17 protein-coding genes are annotated in these 15,080 nt (G+C 68.8%); 9 read left to right on the forward strand and 8 right to left on the reverse strand.

What is annotated here, in order from left to right; all coding sequences use genetic code 11:
• Complete coding sequence (locus ACMGFI_RS10765; RefSeq protein ID WP_436909572.1) at window positions 1–417, reverse strand: NAD-binding protein; 417 nt, start codon at window positions 415–417, stop codon at window positions 1–3.
• Window positions 418–635: 218 nt separating this feature from the next.
• Entirely contained in the window at window positions 636–1,103 is a 468-nt protein-coding gene (locus ACMGFI_RS10770; RefSeq protein ID WP_436909575.1) for an Lrp/AsnC family transcriptional regulator, read from the reverse strand.
• A 119-nt stretch (window positions 1,104–1,222) separates the two neighbouring features.
• Here ACMGFI_RS10770 and aspS point away from each other — a divergent pair, with 119 nt between their 5' ends.
• The 3 genes from aspS to ACMGFI_RS10785 all read left to right on the forward strand — a co-directional run bounded on the left by aspS (window position 1,223) and on the right by ACMGFI_RS10785 (window position 4,327).
• Complete coding sequence (gene aspS, locus ACMGFI_RS10775; RefSeq protein WP_436909577.1) at window positions 1,223–2,527, forward strand: aspartate--tRNA(Asn) ligase; 1,305 nt, start codon at window positions 1,223–1,225, stop codon at window positions 2,525–2,527.
• 196 nt (window positions 2,528–2,723) lie between these two features.
• On the forward strand, window positions 2,724–3,347 hold the full coding sequence (locus ACMGFI_RS10780) for a hypothetical protein (protein WP_436909579.1): 624 nt from the start codon (window positions 2,724–2,726) through the stop codon (window positions 3,345–3,347).
• Window positions 3,348–3,355: 8 nt separating this feature from the next.
• Window positions 3,356–4,327 carry an NAD-dependent epimerase/dehydratase family protein gene (locus tag ACMGFI_RS10785; protein ID WP_436909582.1) on the forward strand — a complete coding sequence of 324 codons (972 nt, stop codon included), beginning with the start codon at window positions 3,356–3,358 and terminating at the stop codon, window positions 4,325–4,327.
• A gap of 77 nt (window positions 4,328–4,404) precedes the next feature.
• On the opposite strand, the gene dgoD is transcribed toward ACMGFI_RS10785, so the two are convergent.
• Together dgoD and ACMGFI_RS10795 are read right to left on the reverse strand one after the other, a co-directional pair.
• The gene (gene dgoD, locus ACMGFI_RS10790) at window positions 4,405–5,544 is read right to left on the reverse strand and encodes a galactonate dehydratase (RefSeq protein ID WP_436909584.1); all 1,140 of its coding nucleotides are present in this window, start codon (window positions 5,542–5,544) and stop codon (window positions 4,405–4,407) included.
• A gap of 220 nt (window positions 5,545–5,764) precedes the next feature.
• Window positions 5,765–6,754 carry an endo-1,4-beta-xylanase gene (locus ACMGFI_RS10795; RefSeq protein WP_436909586.1) on the reverse strand — a complete coding sequence of 330 codons (990 nt, stop codon included), beginning with the start codon at window positions 6,752–6,754 and terminating at the stop codon, window positions 5,765–5,767.
• Between the two features lie 386 nt (window positions 6,755–7,140).
• Between ACMGFI_RS10795 and trpC the strand changes: the two genes are divergently transcribed.
• Genes trpC through ACMGFI_RS10815 form a run of 4 tightly spaced genes read left to right on the forward strand, consistent with a single transcriptional unit; the run spans window position 7,141 to window position 11,002 of the window.
• Window positions 7,141–8,034, forward strand: a complete 894-nt coding sequence (gene trpC / locus ACMGFI_RS10800) for an indole-3-glycerol phosphate synthase (RefSeq protein WP_436909588.1) — start codon at window positions 7,141–7,143, stop codon at window positions 8,032–8,034.
• Complete coding sequence (gene trpB, locus ACMGFI_RS10805; protein WP_436909591.1) at window positions 8,031–9,287, forward strand: tryptophan synthase subunit beta; 1,257 nt, start codon at window positions 8,031–8,033, stop codon at window positions 9,285–9,287. Before trpC ends, trpB begins: the two co-directional genes overlap by 4 nt.
• Window positions 9,287–10,135 (forward strand): tryptophan synthase subunit alpha, encoded by an 849-nt coding sequence (gene trpA / locus ACMGFI_RS10810; protein WP_436909593.1) that lies wholly within the window; start codon window positions 9,287–9,289, stop codon window positions 10,133–10,135. Before trpB ends, trpA begins: the two co-directional genes overlap by 1 nt.
• A gap of 60 nt (window positions 10,136–10,195) precedes the next feature.
• Window positions 10,196–11,002: a 2-amino-3,7-dideoxy-D-threo-hept-6-ulosonate synthase gene (locus ACMGFI_RS10815; RefSeq protein ID WP_436909595.1), complete on the forward strand. Its 807-nt coding sequence runs from the start codon at window positions 10,196–10,198 to the stop codon at window positions 11,000–11,002.
• A gap of 43 nt (window positions 11,003–11,045) precedes the next feature.
• Here ACMGFI_RS10815 and ACMGFI_RS10820 read toward each other — a convergent pair whose 3' ends face one another.
• Window positions 11,046–11,603 (reverse strand): ArsR/SmtB family transcription factor, encoded by a 558-nt coding sequence (locus ACMGFI_RS10820; protein WP_436909596.1) that lies wholly within the window; start codon window positions 11,601–11,603, stop codon window positions 11,046–11,048.
• Window positions 11,604–11,765: 162 nt separating this feature from the next.
• Between ACMGFI_RS10820 and ACMGFI_RS10825 the strand changes: the two genes are divergently transcribed.
• Window positions 11,766–12,389 carry a hypothetical protein gene (locus tag ACMGFI_RS10825; RefSeq protein ID WP_436909597.1) on the forward strand — a complete coding sequence of 208 codons (624 nt, stop codon included), beginning with the start codon at window positions 11,766–11,768 and terminating at the stop codon, window positions 12,387–12,389.
• A gap of 6 nt (window positions 12,390–12,395) precedes the next feature.
• Here ACMGFI_RS10825 and ACMGFI_RS10830 read toward each other — a convergent pair whose 3' ends face one another.
• Together ACMGFI_RS10830 and ACMGFI_RS10835 are read right to left on the reverse strand one after the other, a co-directional pair.
• The gene (locus ACMGFI_RS10830) at window positions 12,396–13,085 is read right to left on the reverse strand and encodes an HAD family hydrolase (RefSeq protein ID WP_436909598.1); all 690 of its coding nucleotides are present in this window, start codon (window positions 13,083–13,085) and stop codon (window positions 12,396–12,398) included.
• A gap of 82 nt (window positions 13,086–13,167) precedes the next feature.
• Complete coding sequence (locus tag ACMGFI_RS10835; RefSeq protein ID WP_436909599.1) at window positions 13,168–13,353, reverse strand: DUF7836 family putative zinc-binding protein; 186 nt, start codon at window positions 13,351–13,353, stop codon at window positions 13,168–13,170.
• Window positions 13,354–13,514: 161 nt separating this feature from the next.
• On the opposite strand from ACMGFI_RS10835, the gene ACMGFI_RS10840 reads away from it, so the two are divergent.
• Window positions 13,515–14,312, forward strand: coding sequence for an SDR family NAD(P)-dependent oxidoreductase (locus tag ACMGFI_RS10840; RefSeq protein WP_436909600.1), 798 nt, complete (start codon window positions 13,515–13,517; stop codon window positions 14,310–14,312).
• Between the two features lie 87 nt (window positions 14,313–14,399).
• Here the strand turns inward: ACMGFI_RS10840 and ACMGFI_RS10845 are convergent, their stop codons facing one another.
• Window positions 14,400–15,080 (reverse strand): DUF7546 family protein, encoded by a 681-nt coding sequence (locus ACMGFI_RS10845; protein WP_436909601.1) that lies wholly within the window; start codon window positions 15,078–15,080, stop codon window positions 14,400–14,402.

Consider the following 15,080-nt stretch of genomic DNA (forward strand, 5'->3'; position numbering starts at 1 on the left):
TCAGGCCTCCTCCAGCGCCGTCTCGACCGCCGGTGCGAGCAGGCTCGTCTGACAGACCGTCTCGGCGCCCAGCTCGGCGAAGACCTCCTCGCGGTCGGGGTCGTTCACCCGGACGACGAGCCGTCCGACGCCGTCGCGGGCGCGGAGCGTCCGCGCGACGAGCAGGTTCGTCCGGTCGCGGGTCGCCGCCACGAACGCGGCGTCGACCGACAGGTCCAGCGCCGCGAGCCCGCTCCCGTCGTCGAACCGCACCTCGCGGGCGTCGATGGCGTCGTCCGCCCGGGCGACGAGGTCCCGCCGGTCGGTCGCGAAGACGACCGCGTGTCCGCGGTCGGCGAACCGCTCGGCGACGGCGCGGGCGTCCTGCGACGACCCGACCACCAGCACCGACTTCGGCGCGTCGGCCGCACTGCTCATCCGCCTGCGCGCCGCTCCGAGGACCACGAAATCACCCCCGTTCGCCGGCCCGGCGGTCTCGAATCTACCCGTCGCCGATCTGTGCCCCGGTTCGAACCGGGATCCGTCGATGCGTTCATAGCACTTCACTCTCGGAGCCGGAACGTCATAAACTAGGCGATTCTATTGACGAACCGTCAAATAAGAATGGTGAAACAAATAAAACGACAACGTGTCCGTCACTCCTCGGCGGCGAACCCGCTGTAGGCGTGGACGTACTCGTTGCGGATGATGTCCTCGTCCTCGACTTCGAGGCCGAGCTCGTCGAGTTCGCGGCCGATGCGGCTCAGGTCGTCGCCGTCGCTGCCGACCACCTCGACGTGGACGTTCTCGTTGCCGGTCATCACCTCGCGGACGGCGACGACGCCCTCGATCTCGACGGCCTCGCGGGCGAGGCGTTCGCGCTCGGGAATGGGGGCGTTGCAGGTGATCAGCGTGTGGAGCTGGTAGCCCGCGGCCTCGTAGTCGACCGCGGCGTGGTAGCCGGTGATGATGCCGGCCTCCTCCAGGTTGCGGATCCGGGTCCGGACGGTGCTGGCGGCCACGTCCATCCGGTCGGCGATGGTGCTGGTCGACATCTTGCGGGCGTCGCTCTGCAGCGCGTGGAGGATCGTCCGGTCGAGCTCGTCGAGGTCGCGGTCTGCCATGGCACGGCGTATTCGGGCCGCCGACGCAAAGTTTGCGGTCGGTCCGGCCGTTCGGCCGGCGTGTGAGTCGCTGACCCGGAAGGGCTGTTCTTAAGTCGGGCCCCCCAGAAGCAACGCCCATGGACGACCGCACCTACACCGCGGACGCCGAGCCGGGCGAGACCGTCACGGTCGCCGGCTGGGTCCACGAGATCCGCGACCTCGGTGGCATCGCCTTCCTCATCCTCCGGGACCAGTCCGGCAAGATCCAGGTCAAGTTCGAGAAAGACGAGATGGACGACGACCTCGTCGAGACCGGACTCGGGGTCCACCGCGAATCGGTCGTCGCCGTCACCGGCGACGTGGAGGAGGAACCCCGCGCGCCCACGGGCGTCGAGATCACGCCCGACTCGCTCGACGTGGTCGCCGAGGCCGACCCCGAACTCCCCCTGGACCCCTCCGGGAAGGTCGACGCCGACCTCTCGACGCGGCTCGACAACCGCACGCTCGACCTCCGCAAGGACGAGGTCAAGGCGATCTTCGAGATCCGCGCGGAGGTCCTCCGCTCGGTCCGCGAGGCGTTCCGCGAGCTGGACGCCACGGAGATCAACACGCCGAAGATCGTCGCCACCGGCACGGAGGGCGGGACGGAGCTGTTCCCGATCACCTACTTCGGCCGCGAGGCGTTCATGAACCAGAGCCCCCAGCTGTTCAAGCAGCTGATGGTCGGCTCCGGGCTGGAACGGGTCTTCGAGATCGGCCCGATCTTCCGCGCCGAGGAGCACAACACCCCCCGCCACCTCAACGAGGCGACCTCCATCGACTTCGAGTCGGCCTTCTACGACCACACCGAGGCGATGGACGCCTGCGAGACGGTCGTCACCGCCGCCTACGAGGGCGTCGCAGAGAACTGCGAGGCGGAACTGGAGACGCTCGACCTGGCCGACGAGTTCGAGGTGCCCGACGGGGAGTTCCCGCGGCTCACCTACGAGGAGGCCATCGAGCGGATCAACGCCACGGGCGATCTCGACGAACAGCTCGTCTGGGGCGACGACCTCCCCACCGAGGGCGAGCACGCGCTCGGCCAGGACGTGGGCGAGCACTACTTCATCACCGACTGGCCCTCGGAGATCAAGCCGTTCTACATCAAGGACCACGACGACGACGAGCAGCTGTCGACCGGCTTCGACATGATGCACCCGACGATGGAGCTGGTCTCGGGCGGCCAGCGCGAACACCGCTACGACCACCTCGTCGAGGGGTTCGAACAGCAGGGGCTCGACCCCGAGCAGTTCGACTACTACACCAAGATGTTCAAGTACGGGATGCCGCCCCACGCCGGCTGGGGCCTGGGCGGCGAGCGGCTCGTCATGACGATGCTCGGGCTCGGGAACATCCGCGAGGCAGTTCTCTTCCCGCGAGATCGCCAGCGACTCTCTCCGTAGCGTCGCTCGATCTCGCCGCGGTCCGAAGCCGCCAGCGACTCTCTCCGTAGCGTCGCTCGATCTCGCCGCGGTCCGAAGCCGCCAGCGACTCTCTCCGTAGCGTCGCTCGATCTCGCCGCGGTTCCGACGGGCAGCGCCCGTCGCCGTAGGCGCGTAGCCGCCAACGTTTTTCACCGCCACTCCCGAAGCGGGGGCCGTGGAGTGGACGGCTTACAGCTTCGAGTGCGCGGACGGGGCGGCCCGCGAGTCGCTGGTCGCGTGGTTCGACGACCACCACCCGGTCGACGTGCCGGCCGACGACGAGTGCGTCCACGGCGACCTGGTCGACGGCGACGGGACCGAGCGGGCGGCGGACCTCGCGTGGGTCGCCGAGTACTGCTACGTCCTCGTCAGCGAGCCGGTGCCCGGCCTGCTGGTCGAGAGCGCCGACCTGTGGGAGCGGGCGGCGGTCGGCACGTTCGACTCGGAGACCGAGACCTGCACGGAAGCGGTGCTCTACCGGTCGAACGGCGACGACGGTCCCGAGGCGGTGGCCCGCTACGAGGGCGAGGAGGGGCTTGCCGGCCAGGATATGCTCTACCGGTTCGCGATGGCCCACCGCTTTCGCTTCCGGGCGTTCGCCCACGCGCCGCCGGCGCCGATGCTCACCGAGCTCTTCGGCGCGTTCGACGCCGTCGCCGGCATGGGCTGGGGCAGCGACCTGCTCGCGGAGTTCGAGCGCGAGACGGGCGTCGAACCCACCGCCCGCGGCGTCGAGTTCCTCGAAGACGACCCCGTGCTGGGGGACGGGGAGTTCTACGAGGCCGCCGAGGAGGAGTGAGACGGCCCGTGTCGGCGGGTACCTCTGCGAAAAGACCATCGGCCGGGACCGGGCTGGAGCTGAAAAGGACTAAATCAAAGCTGAGGTTCGTCTATCGTATGTCCATCGAGGTAGTCGCTGTCACCGGAGGGAACGGCCGTATCGGCGAGCGCGTGCTGGTCGAGCTGAACGAGCACGGCTACCGAACGGTCAACCTGGAACGAGCGGAGCGACGGGAGGCGGTCGCCGATCAGTACGTCGCGATCGATCTCGAGGACGCCGGCCAGGTGTACGGGGCGCTCGCCCGGAGCGGTGCGGACGCAGTGATACACATGGGGACGGTCCCCTCGCCGCGCCACCAACCGGGGTACGTCACCTACCGGAACAACGTGATGAGCACATATCACGTTCTGGAAGCCGCCGCGGAACTCGGGCTCGAGGCCGTCTGCCTGCCATCCAGTATCAACGCCATGGGAGCGTCGTTTCAGGACGTTCCCATCGGAGTCGAGTATCTCCCGGTAGACGAGGAGCACCCCACGACTCCGCGGGATCCGTACGCGATTGCGAAACGCGTGATCGAGGTGACCGCGGACGGATTCGGTCGGGACGCGAACGCGCCCCCGATCGTCGGGTCGCTCCGTTACCCGTGGGTCGCCGACGGCGAGGAACTCGACTCCGCATTCGTCCGGAGCGACCGGACGCTCGAGGCCGGGGTTCCGGACGCCCCCGGCGGCATACAGGAACTCTTCGCGTACGTCCACGTCGACGACGCCGCAGCAGCCGCCCGTTGCGTCATCGAGGCGGACTTCGACGGTCACGAGACGTTCTGGGTCGTCGCCGACGACACGACCATGGAGACTTCGACCGACGAGCTCGTCAAGGAGTGTTACCCGGATGCGGCGCTCAGACGGGATTTTTCGGGGCACGAGAGTCTCGTCGAGAACACAAAGGCCAGGGACCGACTCGGTTGGGAACCGGACCACTCCTGGCGAATGGGCTGACGTCTCGTCGCCCGTACTCACCCGAGCAGGCTATACCGCAATCACTACCGTATGCGAGCCTGCCGGCACGACATTCGCTACCAGTCCGTGATACTGCCGTCCCTTCGCGTTACGATCGGTGCGTCCCACGCGTCTTCGGTGGTCATCTCGCGGACGTACCCCTCGTCGACGTCGATTCCCAATCCCGGTGTCTCCGGGACGTCAATGTACCCCTCGTCGTCGTGGTCGAAGACGCTCATATCGGCGAGGTAGTTCGGCACTCGGTCCTCGTGGACGATCTGTTCCTGGATGATCGCGTTCTGCGTGCAGGCGTCGACCTGAACACACGCGGCCAGCGCAACTGCACTGAGTGGCGAGTGGGGTGCGACGGCGACATCGTGCGCTTCTGCCATGGTAGCGATCTTGCGTAGCTCCGTGATGCCCCCCGCGTGTGAAACGTCCGGCTGAATGACGTCCACGGCCCCGGCTTCGAGGAGCGGCTTGAAATCGAACCGGCTGTACATCCGTTCACCGGTCGCGAGGGGAATATCCGTGTGGGCTGCGATTCCCGGGAGGACGTCGTTCTTCTCCGGGACGACCAGTTCCTCGTAGAACATCGGGTCGAACTCCTCCAGGGCAGTGGCGAGCCGCTTGGCCATTGGTTTGGACGGGCGTCCATGGAAGTCGAACATGAGGTCGATCTCGTCACCGACTGCGTCTCGAACGGCGCCCACGTGGGCCCGTGCCTCATCGAGCACGGCCGGGGTATCGAGATGTTCCCAGTCTCTGCTCCCGGGAGCCCCTTTCAGTGCCGTGAATCCCTCCTCGACTCGCTCGACCGCGTCCTCTGCCGCTTCCGTCGGCGTCTCGCCTCTGATGTGCGCATACAGTCGGATCTGGTCACGCGCTTTCCCACCGAGGAGCTCGTACACGGGGACCCCCAAAGATTTCCCCTTGAGATCCCAGAGCGCCTGATCGATCCCCGACAACGCGCTCATCAGGATCGGGCCCCCGCGATAGAAGCCGCTGCGGTACATCTTCTGCCACAGCCGTTCGATCTCGTACGCCTCTTCGCCCACGACGTAGGTGTCCAGCAGCTCCCGAACCGCCGCGGCGGCAGTCTGTGCTCGTCCTTCGAGGATAGGTTCGCCCCACCCGATGAGACCGTCCGACGTTTCGACTTTCAGTAGCAGTGACCGAGGCGGAACTTCGAAGAGTTCGTAGTCACGGATCTCCATATCCACCGTTCGATAGAATGCTTCATAATGTCTCGGGACCCCGATGGCTCTACTCGAGGTGCTTTCACGAGACGCGTGCCCGTTTCTCCCCTCCCCATCTAACCGTGTGTCCGCCGGATATGATGATCACATCCCTCGATTCCATATTACCACTGCCGAAGAAGAGACGAGCGGTAGCGTACAGCGCGCTGCTCGCTCAGTAGTGGGGCGTTCGTGCGCGTCAGCTCCGATCCTCCAGGAGGTCTCGGATCGCGTAGTACGCGGGCTTGGGGTTGAAGTTCTCGTCGAAGAGCAGTGGGTCGCTCGTCACGTCGTAGCGATTCTGGAGCCAGGTTCCCGCGTCGTGGACGCCCCACGTGATAAGCGTGTCACAGCCGTTGTCGAGGCACGCCTCGAGGACGTCTTTATAGTACTGTGCTTGGTGTTCGAGGCGGTCGTCGAACTCCTCGTCGGGGCCGTACGCCACGTCCATCTCGGTGACCTGGACGTCCAAGCCCAGGTCTTTGAAGCGACGGATGTTCGCGCCGACCGCTTCGGGATCCTCCCGGCTGTGCTGATACGACGGAAGGGAGTGCATCTGGATCCCGACGCCGTCGATCGGCACGCCACGGTCGAGCAGGCGCTGCAGAAGGTCGTATACAGCGTCGGCCTTGTCGTTGTCCGACGCGATCTCGTAATCGTTGTAATAGAGAGCGGCGTTCGGCGCGACGTCGTTCGCCCACTCGAAGGCCTTGTCGAGATACGCTTCGCCCATCGCCTCGTACCACATCGTCTCGCGCATCGACCCGTCATCGGCCACCGCTTCGTTCGCGACGTCCCAGACGTCTACCTTGTCGTGATAGCGGCCGGCCACCGTGTGAATATGATCCCGGACAAACGCTTCTAACTGGTCGTCGGTGTAGTCCCAAGCGAGGAACCACTCCGGGGTCTGCTTGTGCCAGAGCAAAGTGTGTCCCCGGACGGTCATGTCGTTCTTGACACCGAAGTTCACGATCGCGTCGGCGTCATCGAAATCGTAGACCTTGCGTTCGGGGCGTAACGGCCCCATCTTCAGCGCGTTCGCTGTCGTAATCGCGTTGAACTCCCGCTTGAGCGTCTGTGCGAGCGTCGGGTCGTCGGGATACTGTCTGAACGATCGAGCGGGAACGCCTGCCCCGATCGTCACGCCTTTTTCGTCGGCCAGTTCGCGGAGTGCCTTGTCACTGGACATTCGCAAATACGGGAGCGCGAGGCGAGAAAGTCATACCGATACCGGAACCATTCTGTTGAGTGAGCGGGAACAGATATCGCCGAATCCAGAGCGATTCACCGTGCGAGATACGCGCCCTGTATTCAGCACGGCAATGAAAAACAGCAACCGCATTCGACAGAACCACCAGCGATACGTTCGCACATTCACCTCACGCGTGTTTCGTCGCCAACGCTGAAACAAGCGATGAGCGTTTGCTGTATCCATCCTCTGTATTCCGCAGGCTGTTCCTGACAGGCGCTGGGTGGAATTGGCACTGGCGTGTCACCTCTACACTCTGTACTGAGCGGGACCGCCGTCCCCGTGACGCAAACCTTATGTACAACTCTGTTCGTTAGTGGACATCAATGAGTACTGATGACGGGATCGCACCGGAGGTGCGGTCGATACTCGACGCGGCCCGCGAGCGCGCGGCGGCGCGGGAGGACGCGGACGGCGAGCGGGTCGACGTGGACGCCCGGTCGCTGCCGGCGGCGTTCGACGGCGCCGAGGCCGACGGCCGGGTCCCGCTGGTCGCGGAGGTCAAGCCGACGAGCCCGACGACCGACGGCGAGCGGACCGACGACCCGGTCGAACTCGCGGAGTCGATGGTCGCGGGCGGCGCGGCGGCGCTGTCGGTGCTGACCGAGCCGGAGCACTTCGGCGGCTCGACCGACGCGCTCGAACGGATCCGCGCGGCGGTGGACGTGCCGGTCCTGCGGAAGGACTTCGTCGTCCGCGAGGCGCAACTCGACGCCGTCGAGGCCGACGTTGTCCTGCTGATCGTCCGCTTCCTCGACGAGGAGGGGACCGACGATCTGACGGACCTGCTTGCCGCGGCACGCGAGCGGGGCTTCCAGGTGCTCGTCGAGACCCACACCGTCGAGGAGGTCGAGCGGGCCGTCGCGGCGGGCGCGGAGATCATCGGCGTGAACAACCGCGACCTCGCGCGGCTGGAGGTCGACCTGGGGACGTTCGAGGCGGTCGCTCCCGAAGCGCGGCGGCTCGTCCGCCGCGGACAGTCGAGCGGTGTAACCGAGAGACAGGTACCGGAAAACGTCACCCTCATTGCGGAGAGCGGCATAGCGACGACGAACGACGCGGTTCGGATGCGCGAGGCGGGCGCCGACGCCCTGCTGGTGGGGTCGGCGATCGTGGACGCCGCGGGCGGCAGCGACGTGGAGGCCAACACCCGGCGCCTCGCGACGGCGGAATCGGACGCGACCGCGGAGAATCAGGCGGAGGCGGACACCCAATCATGAGCACAGACGAGACGTTCGGGGAGTACGGCGGACAGTTCGTGCCGGAGTCGCTGATGCCGGCCATCGAAGAGCTCACGGCGGCCTACGAGCGGTACGTCCTCGACAACGAGGACGGGTTCATGGACGAGTTCCGGCGGCGACTCGCCGACTTCGGCGGGCGGCCGCTGCCGCTCCAGCACGCCGAGTCGCTGTCGGACCGCTACGACACCGAGGTCTACCTCAAGCGCGAGGACCTGCTCCACGGCGGCGCGCACAAGCTCAACAACGCCCTCGGGCAGGTGCTGCTCGCGAAGTACATGGGCAAAGAGCGGATCATCGCGGAGACGGGCGCCGGCCAGCACGGGACGGCGACGGCGATGGCCGCCGCCCACCTCGACATGCCCTGCGAGGTCTACATGGGCGAGACGGACATCCGGCGCCAGCGCCCCAACGTCTTCAGGATGAAGATCAACGGCGCCGAGGTCAACCCCGTCACGACCGGCCGCGGGACGCTCAAGGAGGCCATCTCGGAGACGATGCGCGACTGGGCGACCACCGTCGAGACGACCCACTACGTCATCGGGAGCGTGGTCGGCCCTGCCCCGTTCCCGGCGATGGTCCGGGACTTCCAGGCGGTCATCTCCGAGGAGGCCCGCGAGCAGGTCCGGGAGAAGGCCGGCCGCCTGCCCGATTCGGTTCTCGCGTGCGCCGGCGGCGGGTCGAACACCATGGGCACCTTCCACCACTTCGTCGACGACGAGGAGGTGGGCCTCTACGCCGTCGAGGCCGGCGGGTCCTCGCTCGACGTGGACGAGGAGGAGGGCGTCGCGCCCAACTCGGCGTCGCTGTCGACCGGCGACGAGGGCGTCCTCCACGGCGCGCGCACGAAGCTCCTGCAGGACTCCCACGGTCAGATCATGGAGTCCCATTCCGTGTCGGCCGGGCTGGACTACGCCGGCGTCGGCCCCGAACTGGCCCACCTCGTCGACGAGGGCCGCGTCGACGCGGTCAACGTCGACGACGATAGCGCCCTCGAAGCCTTCCACCGACTCTCGCAGGACGAGGGCGTCATCCCGGCGCTGGAGACCGCCCACGCCTTCGGCTACCTCGAAGAGCACCACGACGAACTCGGCGACCTCGTGATCGTCAACGTCTCCGGCCGCGGCGACAAGGACCTCGAAACGGTGCTGGAGGAGACGGAGAAACGCGACCTCGACGTGGCGCCGGACATGTCGGTGCTACGCGACGCCGCCGGGAGCGGGGGTGACATCTGATGGGGCTGGAACGCGTCTTCGCCGACGAACCCGCGTTCGTCCCCTACGTCGCCGCGGGCGACCCGACCTACGAGGAGTCGCTGGAGTACGTCGAGGCCCTTGAACGGGGCGGCGCCGACGTGATCGAACTCGGGCTCCCCTTCTCCGAGCCCATCGCCGAGGGGTCGACCATTCAGGAGGCCGTCGTCCGCTCGCTGGAGGGCGGGATGACCCCCGATCGGTACTTCGAGTTCGTCGAGGACCTCGACGTGGACGTGCCGCTGGTCTGCATGACCTACTACAACCTGATCGCCCAGTACACCCACCCCGAGACCGGGGAGACGGGACCGCGAGCGTTCGCACAGCGGGCCGACGAGGTGGGCATCGAGGGGTTCGTCGTCGTCGACCTGCCCGCGGAGGAGGCCGGGCCGCTCCGCGAGGCCTGCGACGAGTTCGGCCAGGACCTCGTGTTCATCATCGCGCCCACGACGAAGGGCGAGCGCCTTGAGCGGATGCGCGAGCACGTCTCGGGCTACGTCTACGTGCAGGCCCGCCTGGGCGTTACGGGCGCCCGCGACGACGTGTCCGACCAGACCGAGGCGTCGCTGGCCCGGGTCGACGACTGGGCGGTTCCCAAGGCCGTCGGGTTCGGCATCAAGACCGGCGAGCACGCCGAGCGCATCGTCGCGGCGGGCGCCGACGGGGTCATCGTCGGCTCCGCCTTGGTCGACGTCATCGCCGACGGCGCCGACCCCGACGTGGACCAGCCGTTCCCCGAGACGGTCCAGCGGCTCGAAGCGAAGGCCCGCGAACTCAAGGAGGGCGCGCTGGCCGGCGCTGAGCGGGCCGCCGCCGAACGGTCCGACTGACTCGCAGTACCGTCCGCAACCGGAACGCACATAACCGTACTTGCCACACCCTCACACAACATGACCGCAGGGAAAGACGCGCGCCTCGCCCGCATCGGGACAGCGGGCCGGCACCTGATCGTCCCGATGGACCACGGGATCACACTGGGGGCCGTCACGGGCCTCGTCGACATCGAATCGACCGTCGACGCCGTCACGCGCGGCGGCGCCGACGCCGTGCTCACCCAGCGCGGCGTCGCAGACCGCGTCCACCCCAACACCAACGACGCGGGCTACATCGTCCACCTCAACGGCTCGACGAGCATCGGCCCCGACGAGGCCGACAAGCGACCCACGGGCACCGTCGAGGACGCCATCCGCGCCGGCGCCGACGCCGTCTCCTTCCACATCAACGTCGGCAGCGAGCACGAACCCGACCAGATCTCCGGGCTCGCCGAGGTCACCAGCGAGGCCGAGCGCTACGGCCTGCCCACGCTCGCGATGGCCTACGCCCGCGGCCACGACGTGCGCGACGACGACCCCGAGCTGTTCGCAGAGGACCTGGGCCACGCCGTCCGCCTCGCCGAGGAACTCGGCGCCGACGTGGTCAAGACCGCCTACAGCGGCTCCGCCGACACCTTCGACCGCGTCGTCGAGTCGACCGCCCTCCCGGTCGTCATCGCCGGCGGCTCGAAGGGCACCGACCGGGAGACCCTCTCGATGGTCCGCGGCGCCGTCGACGCCGGTGCCGACGGCGTCTCGATGGGCCGCTCCATCTTCCAGCACGACGACCCCGAGGCCATCACCCGCGCCGTCGCCGCCGTCCTCCACGACGACGCGAGCGCCGAGGAAGCCGCCGAACGGGCCGACCTCCCCGTCGAGGCCTGACGGACCGCACACCGCCTCGGCCGGTACCGATCGCGCCGTTCTCTCACAGTCGCTCGATCACGACCAGCACCGCGAGGACGAACAGGCCGCCCGCGAGGAAGGCGCCGACGGCGACCAGCGGGTCGGTCGCGGCGCCGGTCGGCCCCACGGTCGGCCCGCTCATGTTGGTCGTCGCGTTGCCGGTCGTGGGTTCCGGGCCCCCGCTACCGCCAACCGCGAGCGCGACGGCGACGGCACCGACCGCCAGCGCCCCGACGGCGCCGACTAACCGCTCCAGCAGTCGGCGCAGCGACGACTCGGGTTCCTCACCGGCGAACAGCACGAGCGACTCGTCGGCGGGCGCGTAGACGGTCATCTCCGACCCGCTCTCGGAGTACCAGGTGTCGACGCCCTCGACCAAGTCGGCCGCTTCGAGTTTCGTCAGGTGATACTGGACGTTCTGGACGCTGGTGTCGACCGCCTCGGCGAGGTCGGAGGCCGGACGGGGCTCCTCGTGGAGTGCGAGCAACAGCGAGCGGGCGGTTTCCGACCCCAGCGCGTCGAACACCTCGTCGGCGTCGGCCTCCGCCAGGTCCACCAGTTTCGGCTCCCGGTCGCCCATATCGGGTTCCGACCGTAGCGGGAAGATGCTCCTCACGGCTCGGCCCTCCTCGCGTTCACGATACGCGGGCCGACGGCGCCCGCCACCTTGAACGTGCCCACCGCGTAAATCGCCGTTTTAGTTCACCGCGCGTTGAGGTGCCCGTCGACCGTCGGGCCGGCTATGCGCGACGGAATCGGCACGGTCGCGGTCATCGGACTGCTCGCGGCGGCGACGCTCGCCGGCTGTCTCGGGGGCGTTCCGGGATCCGACGGTCCGAGCACCGAGAGTATCGGGACTGACTCGGGAGGCGGCGCGACCGCGGCGACCGCCGTCCGGACTGCGACGGCGTCCGTCGGGACCCCGCCGAACTGTTCGGGAGCCGAGACCGCCCCGCGGCTCGGGTCGAGCGACGTACTCCCCGCCAGCGCGGAGGGGTTCGAACTCGCCGCGAACGAGTCCGTCGTCGAGCGCGGCCAGCCGATAGCGTTCGAACTGGCCAACGTCGCGGACTCGGGGCGGTCGACCGGCACCCGCCACCGCTACGCGCTCCAGCGCCGGGCCGGCGGTGCCTGGCGGACGGTCACGCTGTTCCCCGCCGGCCGAGGCGGATTCAACGCGACCGCGGTCGTCCACGACCCCGGGACGGGTTTCGAGTGGTCGTTCCGCGCGAGCGCCGCGGGCTTCTCGGCGGGGAAGTTCGTCGTCTGCGAGCGCCTCTCCGCCGGCGAGTACCGCTTCGTCTACGACGGGCCGCCGGCGCTCGCGGTCCGGTTCGAACTGGTCGGCGGAGGCGACGGAACCTGAGCCGGCTCAGAGCACATCCGGTAGCTCGGTCATCCCGTCCAGCCGGTGGGTCGGCGCGGGGTCGGGTTCGGCGGGCGGCGCGGCGTCGTGGCGGACCAGCGGCACCCACGCCGATTCGAGGCCGGCGGCGTGCGCGCCGACCACGTCCGCGCCGTGGCTGTCTCCGACGTACAGCGTCCGCTCGGGCGGTGCGTCCAGATCCGCCAGCGCCCGCTCGAAGGGTTCGGTGTCGGGTTTCGGTTCGACGCCGTTCGCGGGGTCGCAGAAGACGGTCGCGTCGAAGGCGTCGGCGATGCCCAACTGTTCGAGCTTCGCGGTCTGGGTCGCCTCGCCGCCGTTGGTGACTAGGCCGAGCTCGTACCGCTCCCGGACGTGGTCGAGCGCCTCGCGGGCGCCCTCGCGGAACGAGACGGCCGTCTCGTCGACGACCTCGACGGTCGCCTCGGCCAGCTCCGGGACGTGGGCCGGATCGGCGCCCACGTCGGCGCAGACCGCCCGGTAGAGGTGCTCGTAGAACTCCCGGTCGGTGTGGGCTGTGGGGAGGTCCGTCGCGTCGACGGCGCGCACGTCGGCGGGCGAGAACAGGGGGTCGAGGCCCACGCGGTCGAAGACGGCGGCGTGGATCTCGGCGTCGGACTGCTCGGCGACGCAGAGCGTACTGTCGAGGTCGAAACAGACGGCGTCGAACGCGCTCATACCGCCGGTGGTCCGGGCGAGCGCGCCTAAGCGTTTCGGCCCCGTGAGAGCGATCCCCGCGGGAGTGCTGTCGCGGTCGCGTCTAGCTCCCGTGGAACTCCGACAGGATCTCGAAGTCGCGGGCGGTCTTGGTGAACTCCGAGAGGGGCCGCCGGGCCTCGCAGTCCTTGCAGCCGAACTCCGCGTCCGGTTCGGGGAGGTCGGCCGGGTTGGCTTCCCACTGTTCGCCGCACTCGGGACACTGGAGCTGGATCCAGGCCTCCTGCATACTCGTCCGTGGGAGCGCGTCCCGAAAGAGGCTTGTGGCGATTCTCGGGGGACGAACCGAACGGGCGCCGCCGGCGACCGCGAGGTGACGGGCACCCCGCCGGAGCCCGCAACCGTCGCCCCGCCGGTGGGATTTTGTCCCGTTCGGCCGATACCCCGACCATGGGAACCGCGACTTTCGACTTCAGCGACGACGTCGTTATCGTCACCGGCGGTAGCTCCGGCATCGGCCGCGCCACGGCCCTGGAGTTCGCCGACGCCGGTGCGACCGTCGTCGTCGCCGACGTGCGCCGCGAGCCGAAAGACCTCGACGCCGAGACGCCGACCGACGAACGCATCGAGGAGACGGGCGGCGACGCCGAGTTCGTCGAGACGGACGTGAGCGACCGGAGCGAGGTCGAGAGCGTCGTCGAGGCGGCCCGCGAGCTGGGCGGCGTCGACGTGATGGTCAACAACGCCGGGCTGTTCCGCGGCGGGTCGATCACCGACCTCGACGCCGCCGACCTCGACGCCATGTTCGGGGTCAACGTCCGCGGGGTCTTCCTCGGCACGCAGGTCGCCGCCCGCGACATGATCGACCGCGACGAGCCCGGCGCCGTCGTCAACACCGCCTCGATCAGCTCCTCGCTCGCCCAGCACGGCCAGGTGGGCTACGACGCCACCAAGGGCGCCGTCCGGATGCTCACCCGCGGCGCCGCCCTCGAACTGGCCGACTCGGGGATCCGCGTCAACGCCGTCGCGCCCGGCCAGATCGCGACGGAGTTCGCGGAGGGCTGGACCGAGGAGGCCAAACAGTCGGCGGCCGGCGGCGGCGAGGGCGGGTTCCTCAAGCCGATTCCGATGGGCCGGGCGGGCGTCCCGGACGACGTGGCGCCGGCGGTCTGCTATCTCGCCAGCGACGCCGCCGGCTACACGACGGGCGAACTGCTCCACGTCGACGGCGGCTGGCAGGTGGCGTAGCCGCGAGGCCGGCCGCTCTCGCGGGACCGGTTCACGACGCACCCGACGGCGACGACTGGGCGCTCGCCCGGAACGGACGCGAACTGCTCAGCCCCCGCCGAAGGGTCGATAGACCAGCAGTGCCACGGTCGCGACGAAGACGGCGGTGGAGAGGCCGTACGAGCCCGCCGAGACCGCCGCGGCGATGCCGGAGCCGCCGCCGGCGACGCCGGTGGCGATCGACGCGAGGACCGGCCAGCTACAGGAGACGCAGGACAGCAGCCCGAGGACGCCGGTCACGGCCGACCCGGCGGCGTCGAGAACCGTCGCGTACACGAGGTACGCGAGCGTGAGGTAGCCGACTACCTTGTAGGGGATGAGCACGACGGAGACGCCCATGCCGTTGTAGGTGACGGCGGGCGCCCACCCCGGCGGGAGACTCGTCAGCGCGACGTCGAGCCCGAGCGATCCGTGCCCGGGGCCGACGAGGCCGCCGGTGTAGGCGAGGACGCCGAAGTACGCCGCCGCGAGGACGGTGGCGAGCCGACGGTTGCGGGTCGACGAGGGCGCGATGTCCGTCCGCGCGACCGCCCAGACCGAGGCGTTGATCCAGACGAACGGGTAGACCCACAGGCGCAGCCCCCGCGCCGAGAGCAGGTCGGCCGACCCGAGCGCGGCGTAGGCCAGCAGGAGGAGTATCTCGGTGTTGACGAGCAGGGCGCCCCACAGCAGCGTCTCGCGGCGGGGACGGAAGCGGTCGGCCAGGGCGGTGGTGTCGACGGCGGCCAT

Source organism: Halosimplex marinum, assembly GCF_051414075.1.
In the GTDB taxonomy this organism is placed as follows: Archaea; Halobacteriota; Halobacteria; order Halobacteriales; family Haloarculaceae; genus Halosimplex; species Halosimplex marinum.